Origin of the sequence: Phormidium sp. FACHB-1136 (assembly GCF_014697375.1) — a bacterium.
In the GTDB taxonomy this organism is placed as follows: domain Bacteria; phylum Cyanobacteriota; class Cyanobacteriia; order Phormidesmidales; family Phormidesmidaceae; genus Nodosilinea.
Genome location: NZ_JACJRS010000017.1, coordinates 49,651 through 71,390, shown reverse-complemented (window position 1 = coordinate 71,390; position 21,740 = coordinate 49,651). Strand labels below are relative to the sequence as shown.

Sequence of the window (21,740 nt, the reverse complement as noted above, 5' to 3'; positions counted from 1 at the left end):
GAAAGGCGTCCAAATCCGAAATCTTGGGCTGGGGACCGCGCACCACATCCCGAACGGGCTCCACCGAACCCGTCTGTTCCCGACGGCGGAGCCACAGGTCTAACGTATTGCGACTGATCTGCAAGACACGAGCGACGTGGCTCTTGCGCTCACCTCGGTCAACTGCGGCAACGGCCTTTACTCTTAAATCCACACTGTAGGGGGCAGGCATCGGGGTTCAGGGGCGGAAACAACATCCCTATTCTGTCCTAATCAGTCTCCGGGCTGCAATACCCGGTCTCGTCCGCCGCCGCGACACCGAACGCGCCCTCTACCTCAAACCCTAACCCTAACCCGGATGACCTGCCCCCGCTCCCTGTAGATTGGGTGCAGCGAAGCGGAACCCCACACCCACTAAGAATTTTGGGCTTGTTGGGTTCTGCTATTGCGCCACCCAACCTACGAGAGGTCAAGGCTTTTCGGTGTTGTGTCAGTCAACCAGGATTTTTTTACTAAATCCGGCTCGTTTACCCCCGATATTATCAGTGGGCGAGGAGACCTCGCCCCTACGGTTTTTGGGCTGGGACTCGGGGTTTATCTAATTCGGATTCGGTATTCCTGACCTGCTAGACGGTTCCCGTGGAGACCAGATGAATGGCCTGAAACGTCTGCAAAATCCAGGGCATCGGGTTTGCAGGCAAAGACCGGGCTACAGATCTGCCGCAGCGACCGTTGCAGTCCTTCAATGCATACCAGGCGACGGGTGCCGCAACAGTGGTCTCGGTGGCAGGAACAGGGGCTGTTCATCTCTTAGACCGCCACCTTAGACCGCCACCTGTTCCAAGACTGGCGACATGGCCGATGAACGTCCTAATCGCCGTTGCTCCGTTTCACCGTTCTCCTTCAGCAGTTTGGCGAGGCGGTGGCGCATGAGGATACCGGGACGGTCGGAGGCCATATGCTGTTCTTCGGCGAGGGAAAGGGGCGCGTCATAGTCGGTGCCTTCCAAAATCACTCGGTCTTCGGAGGTGACTTGGCGGTCAAAGGCGATGATGTCGGCGGCTTTGGCCTCGGCTTCGGTGTCGTTGCGAAGGCAGAACTGCACCACCTGGGAATGCTGGTCGTCGATGGGGGTGTAGGCGGTGAAAATCAGGTGAATTAGGCCGTTAGGATATTCGATGTGCAGGGTGCGGGCAAAGGGCATGTACCAGGTGCGGGTGTTGGTGCGGATGGTTTTTTCGCCCTCAATGCCGAGGTTTTTCTTTTGCAGATCGGGGTTCAGCACCTCTAGCCAGTGCTTCATCACAAAGCCAAAACCGGTTTCCGTCACCTCATCAATCGGTGGTGGCTGGGGGTTGGCCATATCGCCCCAAGAACTGGCGTGGACAAAGTGGCCGTGGGCGCTGTCGAAGGAGTTTTCAATCGCCCGCAAGCCGCCTACGTTCCAGGGTTCGTAGAATTCGTGGATGAACCGAAAGTTGGGGTCGGCAAACTGGGGAATCTCAGGAATTGGTTGCAGCGGATTGTCGTCTAAACAGACCCACACGTAGCCGTAGCGTTCTTGGCAGAGGTAGGAGGGCACCCGATAGGTTTTGGGAATGGCGGTGCCCGGATCGAGTTGAGGAACGGTGGTGCAAGCGCCAAGGGCATCGTATTCCCAGCCGTGGTAGGGGCAGCGAATACAGCCGTTTTGCACCATCCCCTTCGCTAACTGGGCCGAACGATGACAACAGCGATCTGCTAAAGCCGCCGGGTGGCCCTCGCCATCTAGCCACAACACCAGGGGTTGCCCCATGAGGGTAAAAGACTGGGGGCCGTTGATCAGGGCATCTAGAGGAATGACCGGATACCAGAAGCGACGGAGGACGGGCTGCTGGGTCGTCAGCATAGGGCTTCTCCAGGGGAATTTGAGGGGTATTTAAAGTGCATTCACAACGGTGCCGCGAGGATCGGGGGCTCCTAGGTGACGGCACTTTTGGGGGCGGGATCTGGGGGAATGGTAATCAGCCGTGAGCCCTGTTTGCGGGTGATGTAGTTACTGGCCCACTGGATCATGACGATGATTTTGTTGTCGAACTCGATCAGGAAAAAGATGTGGACAAACAGCCACACAAACCAGGCCGGGAAGCCCGTCAGTCGCATCCAGGGAAAATGCACCACTGCCGAGTGACGACCAATTACCGCGAGGCCGCCCGTATCTTTGTAGGCAAATTTGACCATGGGCCGCTGCTTTAGCCGATTTTGGATCAGTTTGGCCACATACTGCCCCTCCTGCATGGCAACGGGGGCAATGCCGGGGAGGGGCTTATCGTCTTGGTGGGCAAAGTGGGCCAGGTCGCCCACCACAAAAATGTCGGGATAGTTGGGCACCGTCAGGTCTTCGGCCACGATGACGCGCCCAGACCGATCCCGTTCGGCCCCGGTGCGTTCGGCCAAAATGCCGCCCATGCCGGGGTCTCGCACCCCTGCCGCCCACAGCACAGTGGCCGATTGCACGGTGGTTATCTCGTCGCCCTGCTTGAGGGTGATCTGGTGGCCGTCAATGTCGGTGACCAGGGTTTGGGTCAAAATCTCCACGCCCATACCTTCGAGGTCTTGGTAGGCCCGCTGAGAAAGCTCTGCGGGGAAGGGCGGCAGCACCCGATCCATGCCTTCGACTAGCAAAATGCGGGTTTGGCTGGTGTCGATTTGGCGAAAGTCGGGCTTGAGGGTGTGGTAGGCCAGTTCGGCCAAGGCTCCGGCCAGTTCTACCCCGGTGGGGCCAGCGCCGACAATTACAAAGGTGAGCAGGGCTTTTTGCAAGTCAGGATCGGTGGTTTTCTCGGCGGCCTCAAAGGCGGCAAAAATCCGTCGCCGCATTTCCAGGGCATCCTCCACGGTTTTGAGACCGGGGGCAATGTCGGCCCAGTCGTCGCGGCCAAAATAAAAGTGGCTCATGCCTGTGGCCACGATCAGCGTGTCGTAGGAGAGGGTATCGTAGGGCAGGGTGGTATCTCCCTTCAGACTCACGGTTTTGGCCTGGGGATCCACATCCACCACTTCACCCATCAGCACCTGGGTATTTTTTTGCCGACTCAGCACCCCCCGCAGCGGTGAGGCAATGTCTCCGGGCGACAAGCCCCCCACCGCCACCTGGTAAAGCAGGGGCTGGAACAGGTGAAAGTTGCGCTTGTCGATCAGCGTGACTTCAACGTTGGTGGCCCGTCCCAACCGTTGAGCGGCATACAGCCCACCAAAGCCGCCGCCAATAATCACCACTCGATGCTTACCGGACGGTGGAGCCACAGGGGCAGATTCGCGGACGGGATCTTGCAGGGTTTGCATGGCGGTAGGGCAGGGATAGGGATTTAGCAATGATGTTAACAATTGTTATAAAACGAATTCGGCCCAAAGACTGTGCGCTGTGCTAAGTTTCTGGGCTCTGGGCAACTTACCCCCATCCCTGGCAAGGCCTACTCACTTTCCCCTAGGGCAAGGTCTCTTGGATTGCTCACCAAGGCCGAGAAAATCCACCAGAAGTGGGGACAAAAGCTTCATCAATGAATTAACGTTCCGTAAATTCTCGAATTTAGTTGATTTTGACGGATAGGCCAACAGATAAATTGGGCACTCTGGTAAAAGTGCTGTTTATCGCAAAAGTCTGATGAATTTGCCATTCCGTCAACCGCTGAGCCAAACCGCTATTAGAGTCGGTTGCCTTGGGCTGGCTATCGGCCTAATGGGCTGTGGCGAAGGGGCCACCTCCCCAGGGCAATCCGCCGGAGACACGGCGACCTCCCCATCGGCTACCGCTGTCGGATCACCCAAAACCACCCTTGCCTCCACCGCCTTTGACCCTGCGGCCTACTCCATCGCCGCCATCGCCGCCGAGCTAGAGCGGATGATGCTTCGGGATTGCCCCACCTTTAGAGAGGAGCAAATTAACGACACCGTCTATCTCCTCTGTGCAGGCACCAACGACCAGCCCCTGCGGGTGGAGATGGGCTATCCAGACGGCCCCGTGTCTCGCTACTGGTTCCACGATGACGGCCAGTTCTATGCCTACGAAGATTATTTCGACGGCAACTTTACCCGCAAGGTGCTGGTTGACGACGACAAAACGATTGTCTCCACCAACAGCCAGGGTGAGTGGGAAGCCGTGGAAGATGCCGAGGAATGGCAATACACCATCGACATGGTCACCATGGCCATTACCACCGTGCGCTCTGAGCTAGGACTGGAGCGGGGGGAGGTGTCCTCCAGTCAGACCAAGCAGGACAGCGCCGACACCCTACCCGTGGGCATGGTGAAGCTGGCCCGCACCGGGGGCGACTTTAACCACCGCTGGGCCACCTTGATAGTGCCCCAGGCCAGTACGGCGGTCTCTGCCGAGGGAGGAGCGATGCGCTGGTATGACCTGCACTTGGCCACCATGGTCGCGCTGACGGCGGATCAGTTTTGCGGCAATCCCTCGGCGCGGGGCGCGTATTTCCACTACGAGGCCGACGGTGGCAGCGTGTATATGGGGCAGTACTTCATCCCCTGCAACACCGCCAAAGACCTGATGGCCGACTTTAGCCAAGATCGCCAGATCTCGGTGGAGATGGAAGAAGGGGGAATGGATCTTGGCACCGTCTATCAATTTGTTTCTGCCCTGCCCGATGCCGTGATGCCGCAGTTTCGCCGCCAGGTGGTGGAGGTGCTGACGCCGGAATGCAGCGATGGACGTTGTCCAGGAGATCGCATCTAGGCATTGGCTCAGGCGTTCAGCGATGCAGCGTTGGCTGGTCGGAACAAAAACGCTGTCTGCCAAAGGCACCCGCGACGAGACCTTCGTTTTCGATGGGCCAACATACACCATCGGGTACGGGTTTCGTTCGGAATCTATGGATCGTGCGGTGTAGTTTGTATTCCGTATTCAGACTTTTCAAGCTTTTCAGTCTTTAAGGACGTTTTCTATGAATTTTCGTGCGCTTACCCTCAGTGCCCTGCTCGGCTTGTCGGCCCCGATGGTGGCGGGGGAATTGTTCAACCCTGCTCCTGTGGCAGCTCAATCGCTGATGATGGGCGACTACATGAACGACAACTGGTTTATTAGCCTCTGGTTTGAGAACGGAACCATGCACTACCAGGGCACGGATCGTCGTCGCCCCAACAATTCCATGTACCTGTCTGGGGCCACGGAATCTGGCACACGGGATCGGCAAATTTACACTTGGCGTAATGGGGGCCATCGCTACCAAGTCACCTGGCGACCCAGCGACCCCGACTACATCCGCCTCCAGGTCTTCGATCCCAATGGCCGTGAACTGGTAAATAACCTGCTAGAGCGAATTCCGTTCTCGCCCTAGCCTGCGGAAGGGGCGGTTCCAGCGCTGGGGACTCACGGCGCTGGCTGGAGATTCTCCATCGGTTGCATCCGCCCTGGCGTGGATCGCCCCATTCCCCTGTCGTTCCCCATTGCTGTCAAGATTACCCCTCTGTACTCTTTACGACCCATGACCCTGTCCCATCCCACCGCCTGGGCCACTGTTGCCCTCAGTGCCGTCGCCAGCCTTGGCTGTAATGTCACCACGTCTAACCCTGGCGCACCTGCCAGCCAACCGTCCTCGGCCAAGGGCACCGCTGCCCCCGCCACCGACAACACGGCCCTCCCCCCCGGTATCTATTGCTATAGCGGCACTGGCAACCTCGATGGGGCTGACCTAGATGGGGTGGTGCGTCTTCAGATTGAAGCAGGGGGCCGCGTGACTGGGGTCGTCTCTGTCACCGCCGACAACGCCGCCGCTGGCACTGTCTTTACCGCCAACGAAACCCTCACGGGGCAGCTAACGGGCACCACCCTCACCGCCAGCTTCATCGAACGAGCGGGCGGTGAGGAATTCCAATCCGATGACGAGTGGACGGTGGATCAAGATCAGATCGTCAGCCGCACCCTCACCTACAACAGTGCCGACTGCGCCGTCGTAGAAAGTCGTCTGCCCGAAGATTTCCGTGACGACGCCCAGTCTAACTCATGGACTACCCCATCCACATCAACCTAGATCCCTGGATTCTGGTTGGGAAATGCCGCTATTCCTTGCGGTGTCTCCCGCCCATTTAGGGATTTTGTCTCGCCCCAGATTTCTGGTTCACATTCCGCATCTTACGTCCTATTCTGGGCTTGGTGTTTACGTTCTACCTCCTCTGCCCATGCCCTGGTTTGTCAAAATTGAAAAAGGGGTGGTCGATAAGCCCACCTTCGATCAGTTTGTGCCCGCCCATGTGGCCTACGTGAAAGACCTGATTGCCCAGGGCCACCGCGCCAAAACGGGCTACTGGGCTGAATATGGGGGTGGTATGCTGATATTCTGGGCCGAGTCTAGGGCCGAGGCGGAAGCGATTGTAGCGGCGGATCCGCTGGTTAAACACCACTGCGTTAACTACGAGCTCCACGAGTGGCGGGTGGTGGTGGAGTAGGAAGATTTGGACAGCGACATCATTGTCACCGGGGAAGGAGGGCCGTATGGCGGACGAGAGCAAAGGGTTTAAGGTCGTTAGCGATAACCGTCAGGCCCGCCACGAGTATGAAATTCTAGAGACCTACGAAGCGGGCATTGAGTTGCTGGGGTCGGAGGTGAAGTCTATTCGCCAGGGCAAGGTGAACCTGCGGGATGGCTTTGCCCAACTTAAAGACGGCGAGATGTGGCTTCAGAATATCCACATTTCCCCCCACACCATGACCAACAAGGCCTATAACCACGAGGCCAAACGCCCTCGACGGCTGTTGATGCACCGGGACGAAATTCGCAAGCTGATCGGTAAGGTGGAACAAAAGGGGCTGACCTTAGTGCCCCTCAAGATGTACCTGAAGGGTGGCTGGATTAAGGTCAGCATTGCCCTAGCGCGAGGCAAAAAACTCCACGACAAGCGGGAATCCCTCAAGCGCAAACAGGAAAAACGGGAAACGGATCGCACCCTCAGCGGACGGGGGTAGACTTTTCCCTGGATATTTTCCCTGAAGATTAGATCTGTTGGGAATACAGAGGAGCCGATAGATGATGGCCCCTTACCCTACCTCCGCTGAAGCGCCAAGACAGCGGTACTACTAACCGTTTTTTCGTGCCGTAACCGGGTTAAACCGACATGCCATCCTCTTCCCTCCTCACGCTTCACAATCAACACGCCTGCTTTGGCGGCACTGTGGGCTACTACAGCCATTTTTCCAGTCAGTGCCAGTGCGAAATGCGGTTTTCGGTCTTCATTCCGCCCCAAGCCCAAAACGGCCCGGTGCCCGTGTTGTACTACCTATCGGGGCTGACCTGCACCGAGGAAAACTTTACCGCTAAGGCCGGAGCTCAGGGCTATGCGGCGGAGCAAGGACTGATGCTGGTGGCCCCCGATACCAGCCCCCGTGGGGAAGCCATCCCCGACGAGGCCGACGCTTGGGACTTTGGCCTCGGGGCGGGGTTCTACGTCAACGCCACCCAACCCCCCTGGAGCCGCCACTACCGCATGTATAGCTACGTGGTGGTGGAACTGCCGGAACTGATCGCCGCCAACTTTGCCGTTCAGCCGGATCGCCAGGGCATTTTTGGCCATTCCATGGGCGGGCACGGAGCCTTGGTCTGCGGTCTCCGTAATCCCCATTTGTTTAAGTCTATTTCAGCCTTTGCGCCCATCGCGGCTCCCAGCCAATGCCCCTGGGGTCAAAAAGCTTTTAGCGGTTATTTGGGGGAGGATAAAACCCTGTGGAACACTTACGATGCCAGCCATCTCGTGAAAACCCACGCCCAGGCCAACCGCCCTATCCTGATCGACCAGGGCAACGCCGATCCCTTTTTGGCCGAGGGGCAACTATTGCCAGAGGTCTTCGAGGCGGCCTGTCAGGAAGCCGGACAGCCCCTCACCCTGCGGATGCAACCGGGCTACGACCACGGCTACTACTTCATCGCGACCTTTGTGGCCGATCACCTGCGCCACCATGGGGCCATCCTGAATGCCTAGGGGTTGGGTCTTTTAGGGACGTTTAGGAACGCGGCTTCCTGGGTCTGACTAGTTCATGGCATGGTAGGGTGCAAGGCACAGGGCTCTAGGGAGAATCGGGGTGTTTCAGGCGACTCGTCAGCGGTTGGCGCTTTGGTATACGGCGGTAACGGCGGTGCTGCTGCTGCTGTTTGCCAGTGGGGTTTACCTCTATGTGCGAACGACGCTAGTGGAACGGGTGGATGACACCCTCAATCATGTGGTGGAAATTGTGGAGCGGTCGCTGGTGATTGAGCCCAGCCCCGATCAGATTCCGCCTTCCCCCACCCGTCTGATGCCCGCCCCCAGTCTTCAGGTGAATGTGGAGGCCAGCTTTCGCGACAATGCCCACACCGTGGAGGATGACCACATTGATTTGGAGTGGTTTAGTCCGGGCGGGGTGCTGCTCTGGTCTACGCTCTCAGACCTGCTGCCCCTACCGCTCCATGTGAACCCTGCCGGGGAGACGGTGCGGGTTGCACCGGAATTCATTCTGCGACAAATTACCGAGCGGGTGGAGGTGGAGGGGCAGGTGTTGGGCTATCTGCGGGTGAGCCATCCCTGGTTTGAGGTAACCAAGCCCAGTCGGCGGCTGATTGTGGATTTGGCCCTGGGTACGAGCCTGATGGTGGGGGCGGTGGCGGGGATTGGTTGGCTGCTGTCGGGGATTGCCATGGCCCCCGTGCGCGACTCCTACCAACAGCTCAAGCAATTCACGGCGGATGCCTCCCACGAACTGCGCAACCCCATCGCGGTGATTCAAACCAATGCCCAGGTGGCCCTGTCTGACCCCGACCCCGATGTGACCACCCAGCAGCGGCAGTTCCAGGTGATTGAGCGCCTCACCCGACGCCTAGGGCGACTGGTGGATGATCTGCTGTTTTTGGCCCGCCAGGAAAGCGGGTTGATCGCCTTTACCCCTGCCTCCATTATGTTGGGGGGGGTGCTAGAGGAGGTTTTGGAAGAACAACAGGTGATCGCCACCGAAAAGCAGCTTGATCTGATCTACGAGCCCGATATCGGCGATCCAGGGCCACGGTCTAGCTCAATGTTGCCCGCCAAGCCTGCCCTGCTAGATCACAAACATGCCCTCGTCGTCGGGGGCGATGCCAGCCAACTCACCCGACTCTTCACCAATCTGATCGGTAATGCGTTGCAGTACACGCCAGCGGGGGGACGGGTCTCCGTAGCGGTCAAGCCCATCAAACAGCAGGGGCAAGCGTGGGTGCAGGTCACGGTTCAAGATACGGGCATTGGCATGGATGCCGAGGCATTGGCCCACAGCTTTGATCGCTTCTATCGGGCCGATCCGGCTCGACTGCGCAGTGGCGATCAGGGGACGGGCCTAGGCTTAGCGATTGCTAAGGTGATTGTAGACACCCATCGCGGCCACATTTATTTAGACAGCCAACTCAACCAGGGCACCACCGTCACCGTGCTATTGCCCCAGGGCGGGAGCAAACCGTAGCGCCATCCGCGGCATTGGGCGAGGATTGGGCGAGGAAACCTCGCCCCTACGGTTGTCAGGTTGGGATGCGGGATTTTAGGGTTCAGATTGGGGCTGGAACCCCTACCCATTGGGGGGCGGCGTATCGGGATAGGGGGTATCCGGGCCGGGGTCGGCGACCTTGGCTAGAGGGGTGTCCTCCACGGCATAGACAGGTTTGACGGGCACCAGTTCCAGTTGGCGGGGGGCTTTGGGCTGGGCGGTTTGCCGTCGCCGCTGGGAGATAGCTTCTTCGGTGGTTTCCTCCGCTACCACTTCGTAGAGGATGGCCTGTTTATTGCCGCTGCCCTTGCGAAGGATGCGGCCTAGGCGCTGCACATACTCGCGGGTGGATCCCGTCCCCGATAGCAAAATGGCGATGCGGGCGTCGGGCACATCCACCCCTTCGTTGAGGACGTGGCTGACGACGAGGGTGGGATAGTCGCCCTGGCGGAAGGCTTGCAGGATGGCGTGGCGTTCCTTCACCGGGGTTTGGTGGGTGATGGCGGGGATGAGAAAGCTTTGGGAGATGCGGTACACCGTCGCGTTATCGTTGGTGAAGACAAGGGTGCGCTCTGGGTGGTGCTGGGCCAACAGGTCTTCCAAGACGCGCAGCTTGCCTTCGGTGCCGAGGGCGATGGTTTTGGCCTCTCGGTGCGCCAGCATGGCCCGTCGTCCGGCTTGGGATTGGGCACTGGCTCGCACAAATCGCTGCCAGCCCTCGGCGGAACTCAGCCAAATGTTGGCCTCCTGCAAAAAGCGGTTGCGCTGGGCGATCCGTTCATCATAGCGATGGCGTTCCTGGTTAGAGAGCTTCACCTTAATCGACACAATCTCGAAGGGGGCGAGGGCTTGACCAGAGAGATCCGCCGCTGATTTCTCGTAAACCACGGCTCCTAGCAGGTGGGTCAGGTCTTCGTGGCGACCATCGGCGCGGTCGGGGGTCGCCGTTAACCCCAGGCGATAGGGCGCGATGGAATATTCGGCAATTACCCGGTTAAAGTCACTGGGCAGGTGATGACATTCGTCGCAAATCAGCAGGGCGTACTGGTTGCCCAGGCTTTCGGCGTGGATGGCGGCACTGTCGTAGGTGGCCACCAAAATCGGGGTACGATCCTTCGACCCACCGCCCAACAGCCCCACCTCTACATCGGGAAAGGCCGCTTCCAAATGGGCATACCACTGGTGCATCAAATCCAGCGTCGGTACGGTGATCAAGGTGTTGCGAGGCGTGGCCTGCATCGCCATCTGGGCCAGATAGGTCTTGCCGGAAGCCGTGGGCAACACCACCACCCCTCGCCAGCGGTTCCCCACCCACGCGGCCAAGGCTTCCCGCTGGTGGGCATAGGGCTCCATCGTCACCTTGGGGGCCAAATCCAACGGCTGAAACCCCTGGGCCTGATCGGTAAACGGCACCTGTTCCGCCCGTAGGGTTTCCACCAGAGCACGGTACTGATGGGCTGGAATGCGGAATTTTTCCACCCGGTCGTCCCAGTGGGCAAAATCCATCCAGCCCTTCCCCCGTGGGGGCGGGTGCAAAATCAGCGTGCCCCGGTCGTAGGTGAGGGTGGGAGTACGGCCCATCGGTTCACAAGTTGTAGCTCACAATTGGCGGCTCATACCACCCCAAGATACCCTATGGGCTGTACCGAAAAGGGACGACGTTTTTCCCTAGATGCCCACCCCAGGGCTGGCCCCATCTGGCCAGAGGCCAGGGATTCTACCAGGGTAAACGGCTACCGTCCCAGCTCAAAAATTCGCCGCTGTCCGTGGGCTCTAGGTTGTCGATGACGGTCATCAACTGGGCTACGGTGCGCGAGACGGGGAACAATTTCTCTGGCGGCACTCCCCGTTGAAAGGGTTGGGAGAGGCGAGTATCGGTGGTGCCGGGGTGGAGGAGGGCGAAGATGGTGTTGGGGCTTTTGCGGGCGTATTCCAGGGAAGCGGTCTTGATCAGCATATTCAGCGCCGCCTTGGAGGCCCGATAGCCGTACCAGCCGCCCAAGCGGTTATCGCCAATGCTGCCCACCTTGGCAGAAATCGCCCCAAAAACGCTGGGCTGGTCGTGGTTGAGCAAGGGAAACAGATGCTTGGTGAGCAGGGCGGCTCCCACCGCATTCACCTGAAACGACCGCAGCAATTGGTCGCTCGTTAGCTGCCGTACACTTTTTTCGGGCTGAAAGGTGGCGTCGTGGAGAAGCCCGACACAGTAAACCACGAGATGTAGGCGGGGCGGGGTTGCGGGCATAGATAGGTTGGCTTGCAGGTTAGCCTGAAGATCCTGGACGGCCTGGGTAATGCTCTCCTCCTCCGTCACATCCATCTTCAGGGGCGTCAGGTGGGGGTGGGCCTGGGCCAAGGCCAGCAAGGCTCCAGCGGTTTCTGGACGACGATAGGTGCCATAGACCCGACCAAAGCGGCCATCCATCACCAATTGCTGCACAAACCCCAGGCCAATGCCCTGGCTGGCCCCCACAATCAACGCATTGGCCGCAGCTAGGGACGTTCCAAAGGGCATAGCACCGCTACCAAAGCCGACCTTCTTAGCCTAACCCATGCCAACGGGCGCGAGTCAGAGTGTCATACTAGATAGGCAAAATTCCACCCCGGCTCCATGACGAACTTTCTCGCCCCCCTCAACCCCGCCCAACGTCAAGCCGTCGAGCATTTCTGCGGCCCGCTGCTGGTGGTGGCCGGAGCCGGATCGGGCAAAACCCGCGCCCTAACGTACCGCATCGCCAATCTGGTGCTCACCCACCGCATCGATCCCGAAAATATCTTGGCCGTCACCTTCACCAACAAAGCCGCTAAGGAAATGAAGGAGCGGATCGAGATTTTGTTTGCCGAACAGGATGCCCAGGCCAAGCATGGTAAATCCCTGTCAGCCCTATCGGATTACGAGCAAACTAAGCTAAAGTCCCAGGTCTACAAAAACATTACTAAACATCTGTGGATTGGCACCTTCCACGCCCTTTGTGCCCGAATTTTGCGATTTGATATTGAAAAATACCAACACCCCGCAGGCTATCGCTGGACTAAGAGCTTTTCGATTTTTGATGAATCCGATGCCCAAAGTTTAGTCAAAACCATCGTCACCCAAACCCTTAACTTGGATGACAAAAAGTTCAATCCTCGCTCTGTACGTTTCGCCATCAGCAACGCCAAAAATCAAAAACTCTCCCCCGACGAACTAGAGCAAGAACAACCCAACTATCGAGGACGGGTAATTGCCGATGTCTATCGCCACTACCAAAAAGCCCTCGCCGAAAACAACGCCCTGGATTTCGACGACCTGATTTTGATGCCCGTTTACCTGTTTCAGCAAAACGAGCAGGTACTCGCCTACTGGCACAAACGATTTCGTCATGTCTTGGTAGACGAATATCAAGATACCAACCGCACCCAGTACGAACTCATTCGCCTTTTGGCCACCAATGGCGAAGAGATTTCTGATTACAAAAATTGGGATTATCGGTCTGTTTTTGTGGTCGGTGATGCAGATCAATCAATTTATTCCTTTAGGGCAGCGGATTTCACCATTCTGATGAATTTTCAGGATGATTTTGGGGATGGTTTACCCGATGATGATACTCGCACGATGGTCAAGCTAGAGGAAAACTATCGCTCCACATCTAATATTCTAGAAGCTGCCAATTACCTGATTGAAAATAATACCGAACGCATTGATAAAGTGCTGCGCCCCACCCGTGGTGAGGGCGAAAGTATTTTTATCTACCACGCCGAGGATGAAATTGCCGAAGCTAGTTTTGTGATCAGCCAAATTCGCCACCTAGAAACCCAGCATCCTGAACTCAACTGGGGCGACTTTGCTATTCTCTACCGCACCAATGCCCAATCCCGCGCCTTTGAGGAAATGCTGACCCGCTACGGCATTCCCTATCAAGTGGTGGGTGGAATGCGGTTCTATGATCGTCGTGAAATTAAAGACGTTCTAGCCTATCTACGGCTGATTAATAATCCCTCAGACACGGTGAGCCTGAAGCGGGTGATTAACGTACCGAAACGGGGCGTTGGCAAAGGCACTTTAGACAAACTAGACCAAGCCGCCCAAACCCTAGGAGTGCCTCTGTGGGAAATTTTAGCTGACGAAACTTCAGTGAAAACCTTGGCCGGACGGTCGGCTAGGGGCGTGTTGGAATTTGCCGAGGTAATCAAAAAGCATCAGGAAGATATGGCGAATCAAAAAGCCTCCACGATCATCCAGGGTGTCCTTGACGATAGTGGTTATTTGGCGGCTCTAAAAGCTGAAGGCACTGACGAAGCCGAAGATCGGTTTGGCAACGTACAGGAACTTTATAACGCCGTTCTGCAATTTGAAGAAGAGAACGTCGATGATCCTTCCCTAGAAGCCTTCTTAGCCAATGCTTCTTTGGCTTCGGATTTAGACGATACCAAGGACGGCAAAAATGCAGTTTCGCTAATGACCCTCCATTCCTCCAAGGGGCTAGAGTTTCCTGTGGTGTTCTTGGTGGGCTTGGAAGAGGGCTTATTTCCTAACTATCGCTCGATGGAAGATCCTGCTGCCCTAGAAGAAGAACGCCGCCTGTGCTACGTGGGTATCACCCGCGCCCAGGAACGACTGTTTATTTCCCACGCCAGAGAACGTCGCCTCTATGGTCAGCGAGAAATGGCTAGTCCATCGGTTTTCCTATCCGAATTGCCTACGGATTTAGTCAGCGGCAACAGTCCCCATCGCCGCTCAGGAAACGCTAAATCAGAGCACGCTACACCTCGAATCAGTACCCCCATGCGCGAGGCCAGAAAACAACGGGAATCTGCCGCCAAACCGGGCAGCGGTGCCCACGAACGCGACTGGAAAGTGGGGGATGTCGTGGTTCACAAAGCCTATGGGGCAGGGCAAGTGACCCACATTTTTGGGGCGGGCAATAAAATTTGCCTTGCAATTCAGTTTCAAGGGCAAGGACGCAAGATTATCGATCCTAAACTCTCCCCCCTGCAACGGGCGGAGTAAAACCCATTGACTGTAGCAAGCGTTCGGAAGGGGCCGATTTCGTGATACAACGATGGGGCGGATCGGTTGGTACAGGGGCGTTGCATTCCCTAGCACTAAAGATCCCACGTTGACGCAGGAGAGGGTTGGCCATGACGACGGCAGCGAAACAGCTTGAGGGACAGGTCGCGTTGGTAACAGGGGCTTCACGGGGGATTGGCCGCGCCGTTGCCCTAGCTCTAGCTACGGAGGGCGCAAAGGTAGTGGTGAACTACGCTCGTTCCTCCACGGCGGCTGAGGAGATCGTGGCCCACATTACCGCTGAGGGGGGCCAAGCCCTCGCCCTGCAAGCGGATGTTGCCCAGGCAGAGCAGGTGGATGCCCTGATTAGCCGCACCCTAGAGACCTTTGGGCGGATTGATATTTTGGTCAACAATGCGGGCATTACCCGCGATACCCTGCTGCTGCGGATGAAATTGGAGGACTGGCAGGCGGTGATTGACCTGAACCTCACTGGTGTGTTCCTCTGCACCAAGGCCGTGGCTAAGGGGATGCTGAAGCAACGCTCCGGGCGAATTATCAACATTGCCTCGGTGGCGGGGCAAATGGGCAACCCAGGGCAGGCTAACTACAGCGCCGCCAAGGCCGGGGTGATCGGCTTCACCAAAACCGTGGCTAAGGAGATGGCGAGTCGAGGTGTCACCGTGAATGCCGTGGCTCCGGGCTTCATTGAAACCGACATGACGGGTGATTTGCCCAATACCGAGGAAATTCTCAAGTTCATTCCCCTGGGGCGATTTGGCAAACCCGACGATATTGCGGGGATGGTGCGTTTCCTCGCGGCTGATCCCGCTGCCGCTTACATCACGGGGCAGGTCTTCAATGTGGATGGCGGTATGGTGATGGCCTAGGCCGGAGATCAGCAGAGGCTAGGACGATAGATGCTAGGACGATAAATATCATGGTTGACGCCGCATCTTCGGATCCCAAGCCCGGTCATCTCTATGTGGTGGGCACCCCCCTAGGCAACCTGGAGGACATGACCTTTCGGGCTGTGCGCATTCTCCAATCGGTCGATTTGATTGCGGCGGAGGACACCCGCCACACGGGCAAGCTGCTGCATCATTTTCAGATCACCACGCCCCAGATTAGCTACCACGAGCATAACCGCCAAAGTCGCATCGGGGAGGTGTTGCACCACCTAAAAGAACGGCAGCACTCTGTGGCGCTAGTCTCGGATGCTGGGATGCCGGGAATTTCCGATCCGGGCTATGAGTTAGTGGTCGCCTGTGTCGCCGCCCATCTTCCCGTCGTACCCATCCCTGGCCCCACCGCCGCCATGACGGCCCTTTGTGTTTCTGGGCAACCCACGGATCGGTTTGTGTTTGAAGGCTTTTTGCCCCTCAAAGGCCCAGGCCGCACCGCCCGCCTAGAGGCCATCCAACGGGAAGAACGCACCATCATCCTCTACGAAGCGCCCCATAAGTTGGTCAAAACCTTGACGGATTTACGGGAACGCCTAGGGGAAGATCGCCCCCTGACCCTAGGCCGAGAACTGACTAAACGCTTTGAGGAATTTTGGCACGGCACTCTAGACGAGGCCCTGACCTATTACCACACTCAGGAGCCCAAGGGCGAATTTACCGTGATTCTTCAAGGGGCACCCCAGGACGAGATTGCCTTCTCCGATGACGCCCTGCGCACCGAACTAGAACGCCTAATTCACCAAGGGCTCTCCCGTGCTGATGCCAGTCGCCAACTGGCCCAGGCCACCGGACAGCCCAAAAAGCGCATCTACAGGATTTCTTTGGACATTGATCCGCTTATTCCCTAAAAACCGCTGAACCTCCTCTAGCCGGACTTGGCCTTCCTTCTCCCACAACGTCTAAACTTTGAAAAACAAACCTGGTCTAGGAGATCTTAAAATTCGATGCTGTCGGGGGTGCGGGGGAAGGGAATCACATCGCGGATGTTGCCCATTCCGGTCATGAACTGCACCAAACGCTCGAATCCAAGGCCAAATCCGGCGTGGGGAACGGTGCCAAAGCGACGCAGATCCAGGTACCACCAGTAATCTTCGATGGGCAAACCCGCTTCCTGAAGGCGGCGTTCGAGGATGTCGAGCCGTTCTTCGCGCTGGGAACCGCCGATGATTTCCCCCACCTTGGGAGCCAGTACGTCCATGGCGGCGACAGTCTCACCACCATCATTGAGGCGCATATAGAAGGCTTTGATGCCCGTGGGGTAGTCGGTGACGATGACGGGCTTTTTGAACAGGTCTTCGGCCAGGTAGCGTTCGTGTTCGGATTGCAGGTCAATGCCCCACTCCACGGGGAATTCAAAGGACTTGTCCGCCTTTTCCAACAGCTTGACCGCTTCGGTGTAGGTGATGCGCTCGAAGGTGTTGTTAATAATATTGTCGGCGGTGGCCAGGACGGAATTGTCGATGCGCTGGTTGAAGAATTCCATGTCCTCCGGGCAGGCATTTAGTACCGAGCTAAAGATGTACTTGAGGAAGTCCTCCGCCAAATCCATGTTGCCCACTAGGTCGCAGAAGGCCATTTCTGGCTCCACCATCCAAAATTCGGCCAGGTGGCGGGAGGTGTTGGAGTTCTCGGCCCGGAAGGTGGGGCCAAAGGTGTAGACATCCTTAAAGGCCATGGCCATAATTTCCGCCTCTAGCTGACCGCTCACCGTGAGATAGGCGGGTTTGCCGAAGAAATCCTGGCCGTAGTCCACCTTGCCCTCGGCGGTTTTGGGCACCTGGTTTAAATCCAGACCCGTAACCGCAAACATTTCCCCCGCCCCCTCGCAATCGCTGGCGGTGATGATGGGGGTGTGCATCCACAGAAAGCCCTGCTCTTGGAAAAACTGGTGGATGGCCTGGGCGCAGGCATTCCGCACCCGAAACACGGCCCCCAGGGTGTTGGTGCGGGCGCGCAGATGGCCGAGGCCGCGCAGAAACTCAAAGGAGTGGCGCTTTTTCTGGAGGGGATAGGTCTCGCCATCCGCCGTACCGAAGACGGTGATGGTTTGGCCCTGAAGTTCCACCCGCTGGCCCTTGCCGGGAGATTCCACTAAATCGCCGCCAATTTCCACCGAGGATCCCGTGGTCAGCGCCTTCACCACCGTGTCGTAGTCGGCCAGGTCGGCATTCAGCACCACCTGCAACCCCGCCATAGAGGATCCATCGTTTACCTCCAAAAAGGTGAGGCCCTTGCCCTCCCGCTTGGTGCGAACCCAGCCCTGCAGGGTGATGGCTTGGCCTGGGGTGCCGTTGTGCAAAATGTCTCGAATACGTGGCATGGTTCAGCGCAAATAGTTGATGGGCAGGGCAACGGACGGAAACACGGACGGAAACTCTACCCCCTATTCTCACCTATGTTGGCCAGAACGAAGTCAACGATCAAAACGCCAGCGACAGGTCTTTTCCACTCCAACTGCCCATGAACATTGGTCTTCAGCCTAGCTTGGCTTGATGGGTGTTTCTTTTTGGCAAGTAGTCTCATGAATAGACCAATTTATCTCTTAATCAGACTTATTTTGAGTTTATTGAGTCTACTAAAGAGACAAACCGAATTCTCTATCGTAGTTTGCGATGTTTGCGATCTGGGGCCAAATCCGCCTGTTTGCCCTCGGCATCAGCGGTCGGGGAGACCTCGCTCCTGCGATTTATCGATCTGGGAATCGGGTTTGCTTGATTCAGATTGGCGAAGTAGTTGAGGCGGTGATCCTCAATTTGCCGACGAAGTCAATGTTGCTCACCAAGATAGACCCTGTGATCTAGTCAGCCTTAAGACTGGACTCACAAATCCCTTTATTGGACTTGCTTTGAGACGATTGAGTCTTTGCTTGAGATGGCTAAATGTATTAACCGTACCCCAGGAATCGGCCTCTGGATCTGCGTCTGTGGTGGGGTTAAGCCGCCCAATCCTTGCACAGGGTTTCCGCCTGCTGCAACACGGTCTGAGTTGCCTTTTCCTGCTTATCGGGCGGATAGCCATACTTCTTCAGCAGCCGCTTCACCATCACCCGCAGCTTCGCTCGCACGGCTTCCCGCTCCGTCCAGTCAATCGTCACATGGCCGCGAATCGCCTTGACTAGCTCCTGGGCAATGGCCTTCAACGTCTCATCCCCTAGCACCTGCACGGCACTGTCGTTGACCTCTAGGGCGTCGTAGAAGGCTAGCTCAGCCTCGCTCAGGCCCAGGTCAATGCCCCGACGGCTGGCCTCGCGCATATCTGCCGCCAGGTTGATCAGCTCCTGGATCACCTCCGCTGAGGTGATCGCCCGGTTCTGGTAGCGGCGGATCGAGGCTTCCAGCATCTCCGAGAAGTTGCGGGATTGCACCACGTTCTTGCGGGAGCGGGCTTTGATCTCGTCGTTGAGCAGCTTGCGTAGCACCTCCAGAGCCAGGTTTTTCTGGGGCAGGTTGCGCACCTCGGCCAGGAACTGGTCGGAAAGAATGGAGAGTTCGGGCCTATCCAACCCAGCGGTCTCGAAGATGTCGATCACCTGCTCAGAGGCGACGGAACGGGAGACGATCTGGCGCACGGCGGCATCCAGCTCGGCTCGGCTCTTGCCTCCTTCCACCGTGTGTTTGCTCAGCCCCGCCTTCACCGCCTGGAAAAAGCCCACGTCTTCGCGGATGGCTAGGGCCGCATCCTCGGCGGCGCAGAGGGCAAAGGCTTGGGAGAGTTCGGTCACCGCTTGAATGTAGCGCTGGGGGCCTTTCACCTCTACTGCTTCAGGGCGCAGCAGCCAATCCATGGCGTTGCGGAGGATGGTCAGGCGCTGGGGCGGTGGAGCGCTGTGGAAGGCGCGGTAGTCGAACCCGTGGAACTGACCCGCGACGATTTCGTACTTCTCCTGCATCAGCGCCAGGGCTTGATCCATCGGGATGCCCGCCTGACCTCGGTCGCGTTCGGTGTAGGCTTGCAGGGCTTCTTTCAGGTCTTGGGCAATGCCGATGTAGTCCACCACCAGGCCCCCGGCTTTGCTGCCAAACACCCGGTTGACGCGGGCGATGGCCTGCATCAGGTTGTGGCCGCGCATGGGCTTGTCCACATACATGATGTGCAGGCAGGGGGCATCGAAGCCAGTGAGCCACATATCGCGGACGATTACCAGCTTAAGCGGGTCTTCGAGGTCGCGCAGGCGCTTGGCCAGGGCATCGCGGCCTTTTTTGCTGCGAATGTGGGGGCGATAGCTTTCCGGGTCGGAGGCGCTGCCGGTCATCACCACTTTGATCGCTCCGGTGGTGTCGTCGTCGCTGTGCCAGTCGGGGCGCAGCGCGATGAGCTGATCGTAGAGTTCGACGCAGATGCGGCGGCTCATCGCCACAACCAGCCCTTTGCCCTCCATGGCGGCGAGGCGGTTCTCGAAGTGCTGCACGAGGTCGGCGGCGACCAGGGAGAGACGCTTGGGGCTGCCCACCATGGCTTCGAGCTGTGCCCACTTGCTCTTCAGCCTTTCGCGGGTGGTCAGTTCTTCCCCTTCGGTGACGTCTTCAAAGTTGGGGTCGATGTGGGGCCGCTCGTTGGCGTCGAGGTCGATTTTGGCTAGGCGGGCTTCGTAGTAGATCTTGACGGTGGCCCCGTCTTCCACGGCCCGCTGGATGTCGTAGATGTCGATGTAGTCGCCGAAGATTTGCTGGGTGTTTTTGTCGGTGGCCTCGATGGGGGTGCCGGTAAAGCCGATGAAGGAGGCGTTGGGCAGGGCATCGCGCAGGTATTTGGCGAAGCCGTAGGCGGTGTAGGCTCCCTCAAGGCCAGTGCCTTTGTCTGTGGTGGTCACCACGCGGGCTTTGAGGCCGTACTGGGAACGGTGGGCCTCGTCGGCGATGAAGACGATGTTGCGGCGGTGGGAGAGGGCGTCGTAGTCGCCACCCCGCTCTTCGGGGGAAAATTTTTGAATGGTAGTGAAGACGATGCCCCCGGAGGCCACCTGGAGTTTGGCCTTGAGGTCGGCCCGATCTTCCGCCTGCTGGGGTGTTTGCCGCAGCAGGTCTTGGCATTTGGAGAAGGTGGTGTAGAGTTGCTCATCGAGGTCGTTGCGGTCGGTGAGCACCACCAGAGTGGGGTTGGCCATGGCCGGATGCTGGATGATCTTGCCCGCGTAGAAGGTCATGGAGAGGCTTTTGCCGGAACCCTGGGTATGCCAGATTACCCCGGCCCGCTGGTCGCCCTGGCTGGAGGTGGCGCGGAGGGTGGCTGCGACGGCTTTGTTGACGGCGTAGTACTGGTGGTAGCCCGCCATCTTTTTGACTAGGGTTTCGCCGTCGCTCTCGAAGACGGTGAAGTAGCGAATCAGATCGAGGTAGCGTTCGGGGTGGAAGATGCCTTTGAGCAGCACTTCCATGGGGTTGGTGGCGTCGGTGGGGTAGGTGCCCCCGGAATCGGCGGCGATGGGTGGGCGGCGTTTAGGGAAGGGGATGAGGTTGTTGGCCCCTGTGTTGGCCCCTGTGTTGGCCCCTGTGTTGGCCCCTGTGTTGGCCCCTGTGTTGGCCCCTGTGTTGGCTTCTGGGGGGGGATTGCGCCAGGGCATGAAGCGGCTGCGGTCGGCGGTGAGGGTGCCCACCTGGGCGTTGAGGCCGTCGGAGATGACCAGCCCCTGGTTGTAGGTGAAGAGGCTGGGGATGTCTTTTTTGTAGGTCTGGAGCTGGTTGTAGGCGTGGTCGATGTCGGCGTTTTCGGCGGCGGCGTTTTTGAGTTCGAGGACGGCGATGGGGAGGCCGTTGAGGAAGAGGACGATGTCGGGGCGGCGGTTAGCGTTTTCGTGGATGGTGAACTGGTTGACGGCGAGCCAGTCGTTGTTGTCGGGCTGCTGGAAGTCGATCAGCCAGACTTGGTCGTGGATGGTGCGGTCTCCGTCTTGGTAGGCGACGGGGACGCCATCGGTGAGGAATTTGTGGAAGCGGCGGTTGTTTTCGACCAGGTTTTGGCTTTCGCTGCGGATGATCTGGCGCAGGGCTTCGTTGATGGCATCGGGGGGGATGTGGGGGTTGATGCGGGTGAGGGCGCTGCGGAGGCGTTGGGTGAGGACGACTTCGCTGTAGCTGTCGCGCTCTGCAATGGGTTCGCCGGGGGCGATGGTGGAGCCGTTGAGGGTGGTGTAGCCGAGTTGGTTGAGGTAGTAGAGGGCGGCTGCTTCAACCTCAGATTCGGTCATGCCGTAGTGACTCATGGGGGGTAGTCCTTGAGTTTGGTGGAGCGGGTGGCAGATGGTTCTGGGTTAGTATGCCCACTACGCTAGCGAAAGGTAGCTTCAGTAAATCGCAAACATGCTTTTTTGCCATGATCCAGCCCTCACCCCCAGCCC

At 58.0% G+C, this 21,740-nt stretch carries 18 protein-coding genes; 11 read left to right on the top strand and 7 right to left on the bottom strand.

Annotated features, from left to right (window positions below; genetic code table 11):
• The 3 genes from H6G62_RS07570 to H6G62_RS07560 all read right to left on the bottom strand — a co-directional run.
• Positions 1-211 (bottom strand): helix-turn-helix domain-containing protein (locus tag H6G62_RS07570; protein ID WP_190493639.1); only part of this gene is annotated, 211 nt, incomplete at its 3' end.
• Positions 212-802: 591 nt separating this feature from the next.
• Positions 803-1,867: an aromatic ring-hydroxylating dioxygenase subunit alpha gene (locus H6G62_RS07565; protein ID WP_190493637.1), complete on the bottom strand. Its 1,065-nt coding sequence runs from the start codon at positions 1,865-1,867 to the stop codon at positions 803-805.
• A gap of 71 nt (positions 1,868-1,938) precedes the next feature.
• Positions 1,939-3,303, bottom strand: coding sequence for an NAD(P)/FAD-dependent oxidoreductase (locus H6G62_RS07560; RefSeq protein ID WP_190493635.1), 1,365 nt, complete (start codon positions 3,301-3,303; stop codon positions 1,939-1,941).
• 319 nt (positions 3,304-3,622) lie between these two features.
• Between H6G62_RS07560 and H6G62_RS07555 the strand changes: the two genes are divergently transcribed.
• The 7 genes from H6G62_RS07555 to H6G62_RS07525 all read left to right on the top strand — a co-directional run bounded on the left by H6G62_RS07555 (position 3,623) and on the right by H6G62_RS07525 (position 9,430).
• Entirely contained in the window at positions 3,623-4,708 is a 1,086-nt protein-coding gene (locus tag H6G62_RS07555; RefSeq protein ID WP_190493633.1) for a hypothetical protein, read from the top strand.
• 208 nt (positions 4,709-4,916) lie between these two features.
• A complete protein-coding gene (locus H6G62_RS07550) occupies positions 4,917-5,309 on the top strand; it encodes a hypothetical protein (RefSeq protein WP_190493631.1) in 393 nt (130 codons plus the stop codon).
• Positions 5,310-5,456: 147 nt separating this feature from the next.
• Positions 5,457-6,002, top strand: a complete 546-nt coding sequence (locus tag H6G62_RS07545; protein ID WP_190493629.1) for a hypothetical protein — start codon at positions 5,457-5,459, stop codon at positions 6,000-6,002.
• Between the two features lie 148 nt (positions 6,003-6,150).
• Positions 6,151-6,417: a YciI family protein gene (locus H6G62_RS07540; RefSeq protein WP_190493627.1), complete on the top strand. Its 267-nt coding sequence runs from the start codon at positions 6,151-6,153 to the stop codon at positions 6,415-6,417.
• A gap of 46 nt (positions 6,418-6,463) precedes the next feature.
• The gene (smpB, locus tag H6G62_RS07535) at positions 6,464-6,934 is read left to right on the top strand and encodes an SsrA-binding protein SmpB (protein WP_190493625.1); all 471 of its coding nucleotides are present in this window, start codon (positions 6,464-6,466) and stop codon (positions 6,932-6,934) included.
• Between the two features lie 149 nt (positions 6,935-7,083).
• Positions 7,084-7,944: an S-formylglutathione hydrolase gene (fghA, locus tag H6G62_RS07530; RefSeq protein WP_190493621.1), complete on the top strand. Its 861-nt coding sequence runs from the start codon at positions 7,084-7,086 to the stop codon at positions 7,942-7,944.
• Positions 7,945-8,044: 100 nt separating this feature from the next.
• Complete coding sequence (locus H6G62_RS07525) at positions 8,045-9,430, top strand: ATP-binding protein (RefSeq protein ID WP_190493620.1); 1,386 nt, start codon at positions 8,045-8,047, stop codon at positions 9,428-9,430.
• Between the two features lie 102 nt (positions 9,431-9,532).
• On the opposite strand, the gene H6G62_RS07520 is transcribed toward H6G62_RS07525, so the two are convergent.
• Positions 9,533-11,032 (bottom strand): DEAD/DEAH box helicase family protein, encoded by a 1,500-nt coding sequence (locus tag H6G62_RS07520; RefSeq protein WP_190493619.1) that lies wholly within the window; start codon positions 11,030-11,032, stop codon positions 9,533-9,535.
• Between the two features lie 136 nt (positions 11,033-11,168).
• Positions 11,169-11,966 carry an SDR family NAD(P)-dependent oxidoreductase gene (locus H6G62_RS07515; protein WP_190493618.1) on the bottom strand — a complete coding sequence of 266 codons (798 nt, stop codon included), beginning with the start codon at positions 11,964-11,966 and terminating at the stop codon, positions 11,169-11,171.
• Positions 11,967-12,062: 96 nt separating this feature from the next.
• Here H6G62_RS07515 and pcrA point away from each other — a divergent pair, with 96 nt between their 5' ends.
• From pcrA to rsmI, 3 genes are all read left to right on the top strand, one after another.
• Positions 12,063-14,441 carry a DNA helicase PcrA gene (gene pcrA, locus H6G62_RS07510; protein WP_190493617.1) on the top strand — a complete coding sequence of 793 codons (2,379 nt, stop codon included), beginning with the start codon at positions 12,063-12,065 and terminating at the stop codon, positions 14,439-14,441.
• 131 nt (positions 14,442-14,572) lie between these two features.
• Positions 14,573-15,331 (top strand): 3-oxoacyl-[acyl-carrier-protein] reductase, encoded by a 759-nt coding sequence (gene fabG / locus H6G62_RS07505; protein WP_190493616.1) that lies wholly within the window; start codon positions 14,573-14,575, stop codon positions 15,329-15,331.
• 50 nt (positions 15,332-15,381) lie between these two features.
• A complete protein-coding gene (gene rsmI / locus H6G62_RS07500; protein ID WP_190493615.1) occupies positions 15,382-16,254 on the top strand; it encodes a 16S rRNA (cytidine(1402)-2'-O)-methyltransferase in 873 nt (290 codons plus the stop codon).
• Between the two features lie 86 nt (positions 16,255-16,340).
• Here the strand turns inward: rsmI and asnS are convergent, their stop codons facing one another.
• The gene (gene asnS, locus H6G62_RS07495) at positions 16,341-17,726 is read right to left on the bottom strand and encodes an asparagine--tRNA ligase (RefSeq protein WP_190493614.1); all 1,386 of its coding nucleotides are present in this window, start codon (positions 17,724-17,726) and stop codon (positions 16,341-16,343) included.
• A 292-nt stretch (positions 17,727-18,018) separates the two neighbouring features.
• On the opposite strand from asnS, the gene H6G62_RS07490 reads away from it, so the two are divergent.
• On the top strand, positions 18,019-18,207 hold the full coding sequence (locus tag H6G62_RS07490) for a hypothetical protein (protein WP_190493613.1): 189 nt from the start codon (positions 18,019-18,021) through the stop codon (positions 18,205-18,207).
• A 131-nt stretch (positions 18,208-18,338) separates the two neighbouring features.
• On the opposite strand, the gene H6G62_RS07485 is transcribed toward H6G62_RS07490, so the two are convergent.
• Positions 18,339-21,605, bottom strand: coding sequence for a type I restriction endonuclease subunit R (locus H6G62_RS07485; protein ID WP_190493612.1), 3,267 nt, complete (start codon positions 21,603-21,605; stop codon positions 18,339-18,341).
• Positions 21,606-21,740: the final 135 nt, after the last annotated feature.

Excerpts from the sequence above, each read along its gene's own strand:
- H6G62_RS07520 (WP_190493619.1), bottom strand. The coding sequence starts at position 11,032 with ATGGGCCGTACTCCCACCCTCACCTACGACCGGGGCACGCTGATTTTG.
- H6G62_RS07515 (WP_190493618.1), bottom strand. The coding sequence starts at position 11,966 with ATGCCCTTTGGAACGTCCCTAGCTGCGGCCAATGCGTTGATTGTGGGG.
- pcrA (WP_190493617.1), top strand. The coding sequence starts at position 12,063 with ATGACGAACTTTCTCGCCCCCCTCAACCCCGCCCAACGTCAAGCCGTC.
- H6G62_RS07555 (WP_190493633.1), top strand. The coding sequence starts at position 3,623 with ATGAATTTGCCATTCCGTCAACCGCTGAGCCAAACCGCTATTAGAGTC.
- smpB (WP_190493625.1), top strand. The coding sequence starts at position 6,464 with ATGGCGGACGAGAGCAAAGGGTTTAAGGTCGTTAGCGATAACCGTCAG.
- fabG (WP_190493616.1), top strand. The coding sequence starts at position 14,573 with ATGACGACGGCAGCGAAACAGCTTGAGGGACAGGTCGCGTTGGTAACA.
- H6G62_RS07560 (WP_190493635.1), bottom strand. The coding sequence starts at position 3,303 with ATGCAAACCCTGCAAGATCCCGTCCGCGAATCTGCCCCTGTGGCTCCA.
- asnS (WP_190493614.1), bottom strand. The coding sequence starts at position 17,726 with ATGCCACGTATTCGAGACATTTTGCACAACGGCACCCCAGGCCAAGCC.
- H6G62_RS07490 (WP_190493613.1), top strand. The coding sequence starts at position 18,019 with ATGTTTGCGATCTGGGGCCAAATCCGCCTGTTTGCCCTCGGCATCAGC.
- H6G62_RS07545 (WP_190493629.1), top strand. The coding sequence starts at position 5,457 with ATGACCCTGTCCCATCCCACCGCCTGGGCCACTGTTGCCCTCAGTGCC.
- fghA (WP_190493621.1), top strand. The coding sequence starts at position 7,084 with ATGCCATCCTCTTCCCTCCTCACGCTTCACAATCAACACGCCTGCTTT.
- H6G62_RS07565 (WP_190493637.1), bottom strand. The coding sequence starts at position 1,867 with ATGCTGACGACCCAGCAGCCCGTCCTCCGTCGCTTCTGGTATCCGGTC.
- rsmI (WP_190493615.1), top strand. The coding sequence starts at position 15,382 with ATGGTTGACGCCGCATCTTCGGATCCCAAGCCCGGTCATCTCTATGTG.
- H6G62_RS07485 (WP_190493612.1), bottom strand. The coding sequence starts at position 21,605 with ATGAGTCACTACGGCATGACCGAATCTGAGGTTGAAGCAGCCGCCCTC.
- H6G62_RS07550 (WP_190493631.1), top strand. The coding sequence starts at position 4,917 with ATGAATTTTCGTGCGCTTACCCTCAGTGCCCTGCTCGGCTTGTCGGCC.
- H6G62_RS07540 (WP_190493627.1), top strand. The coding sequence starts at position 6,151 with ATGCCCTGGTTTGTCAAAATTGAAAAAGGGGTGGTCGATAAGCCCACC.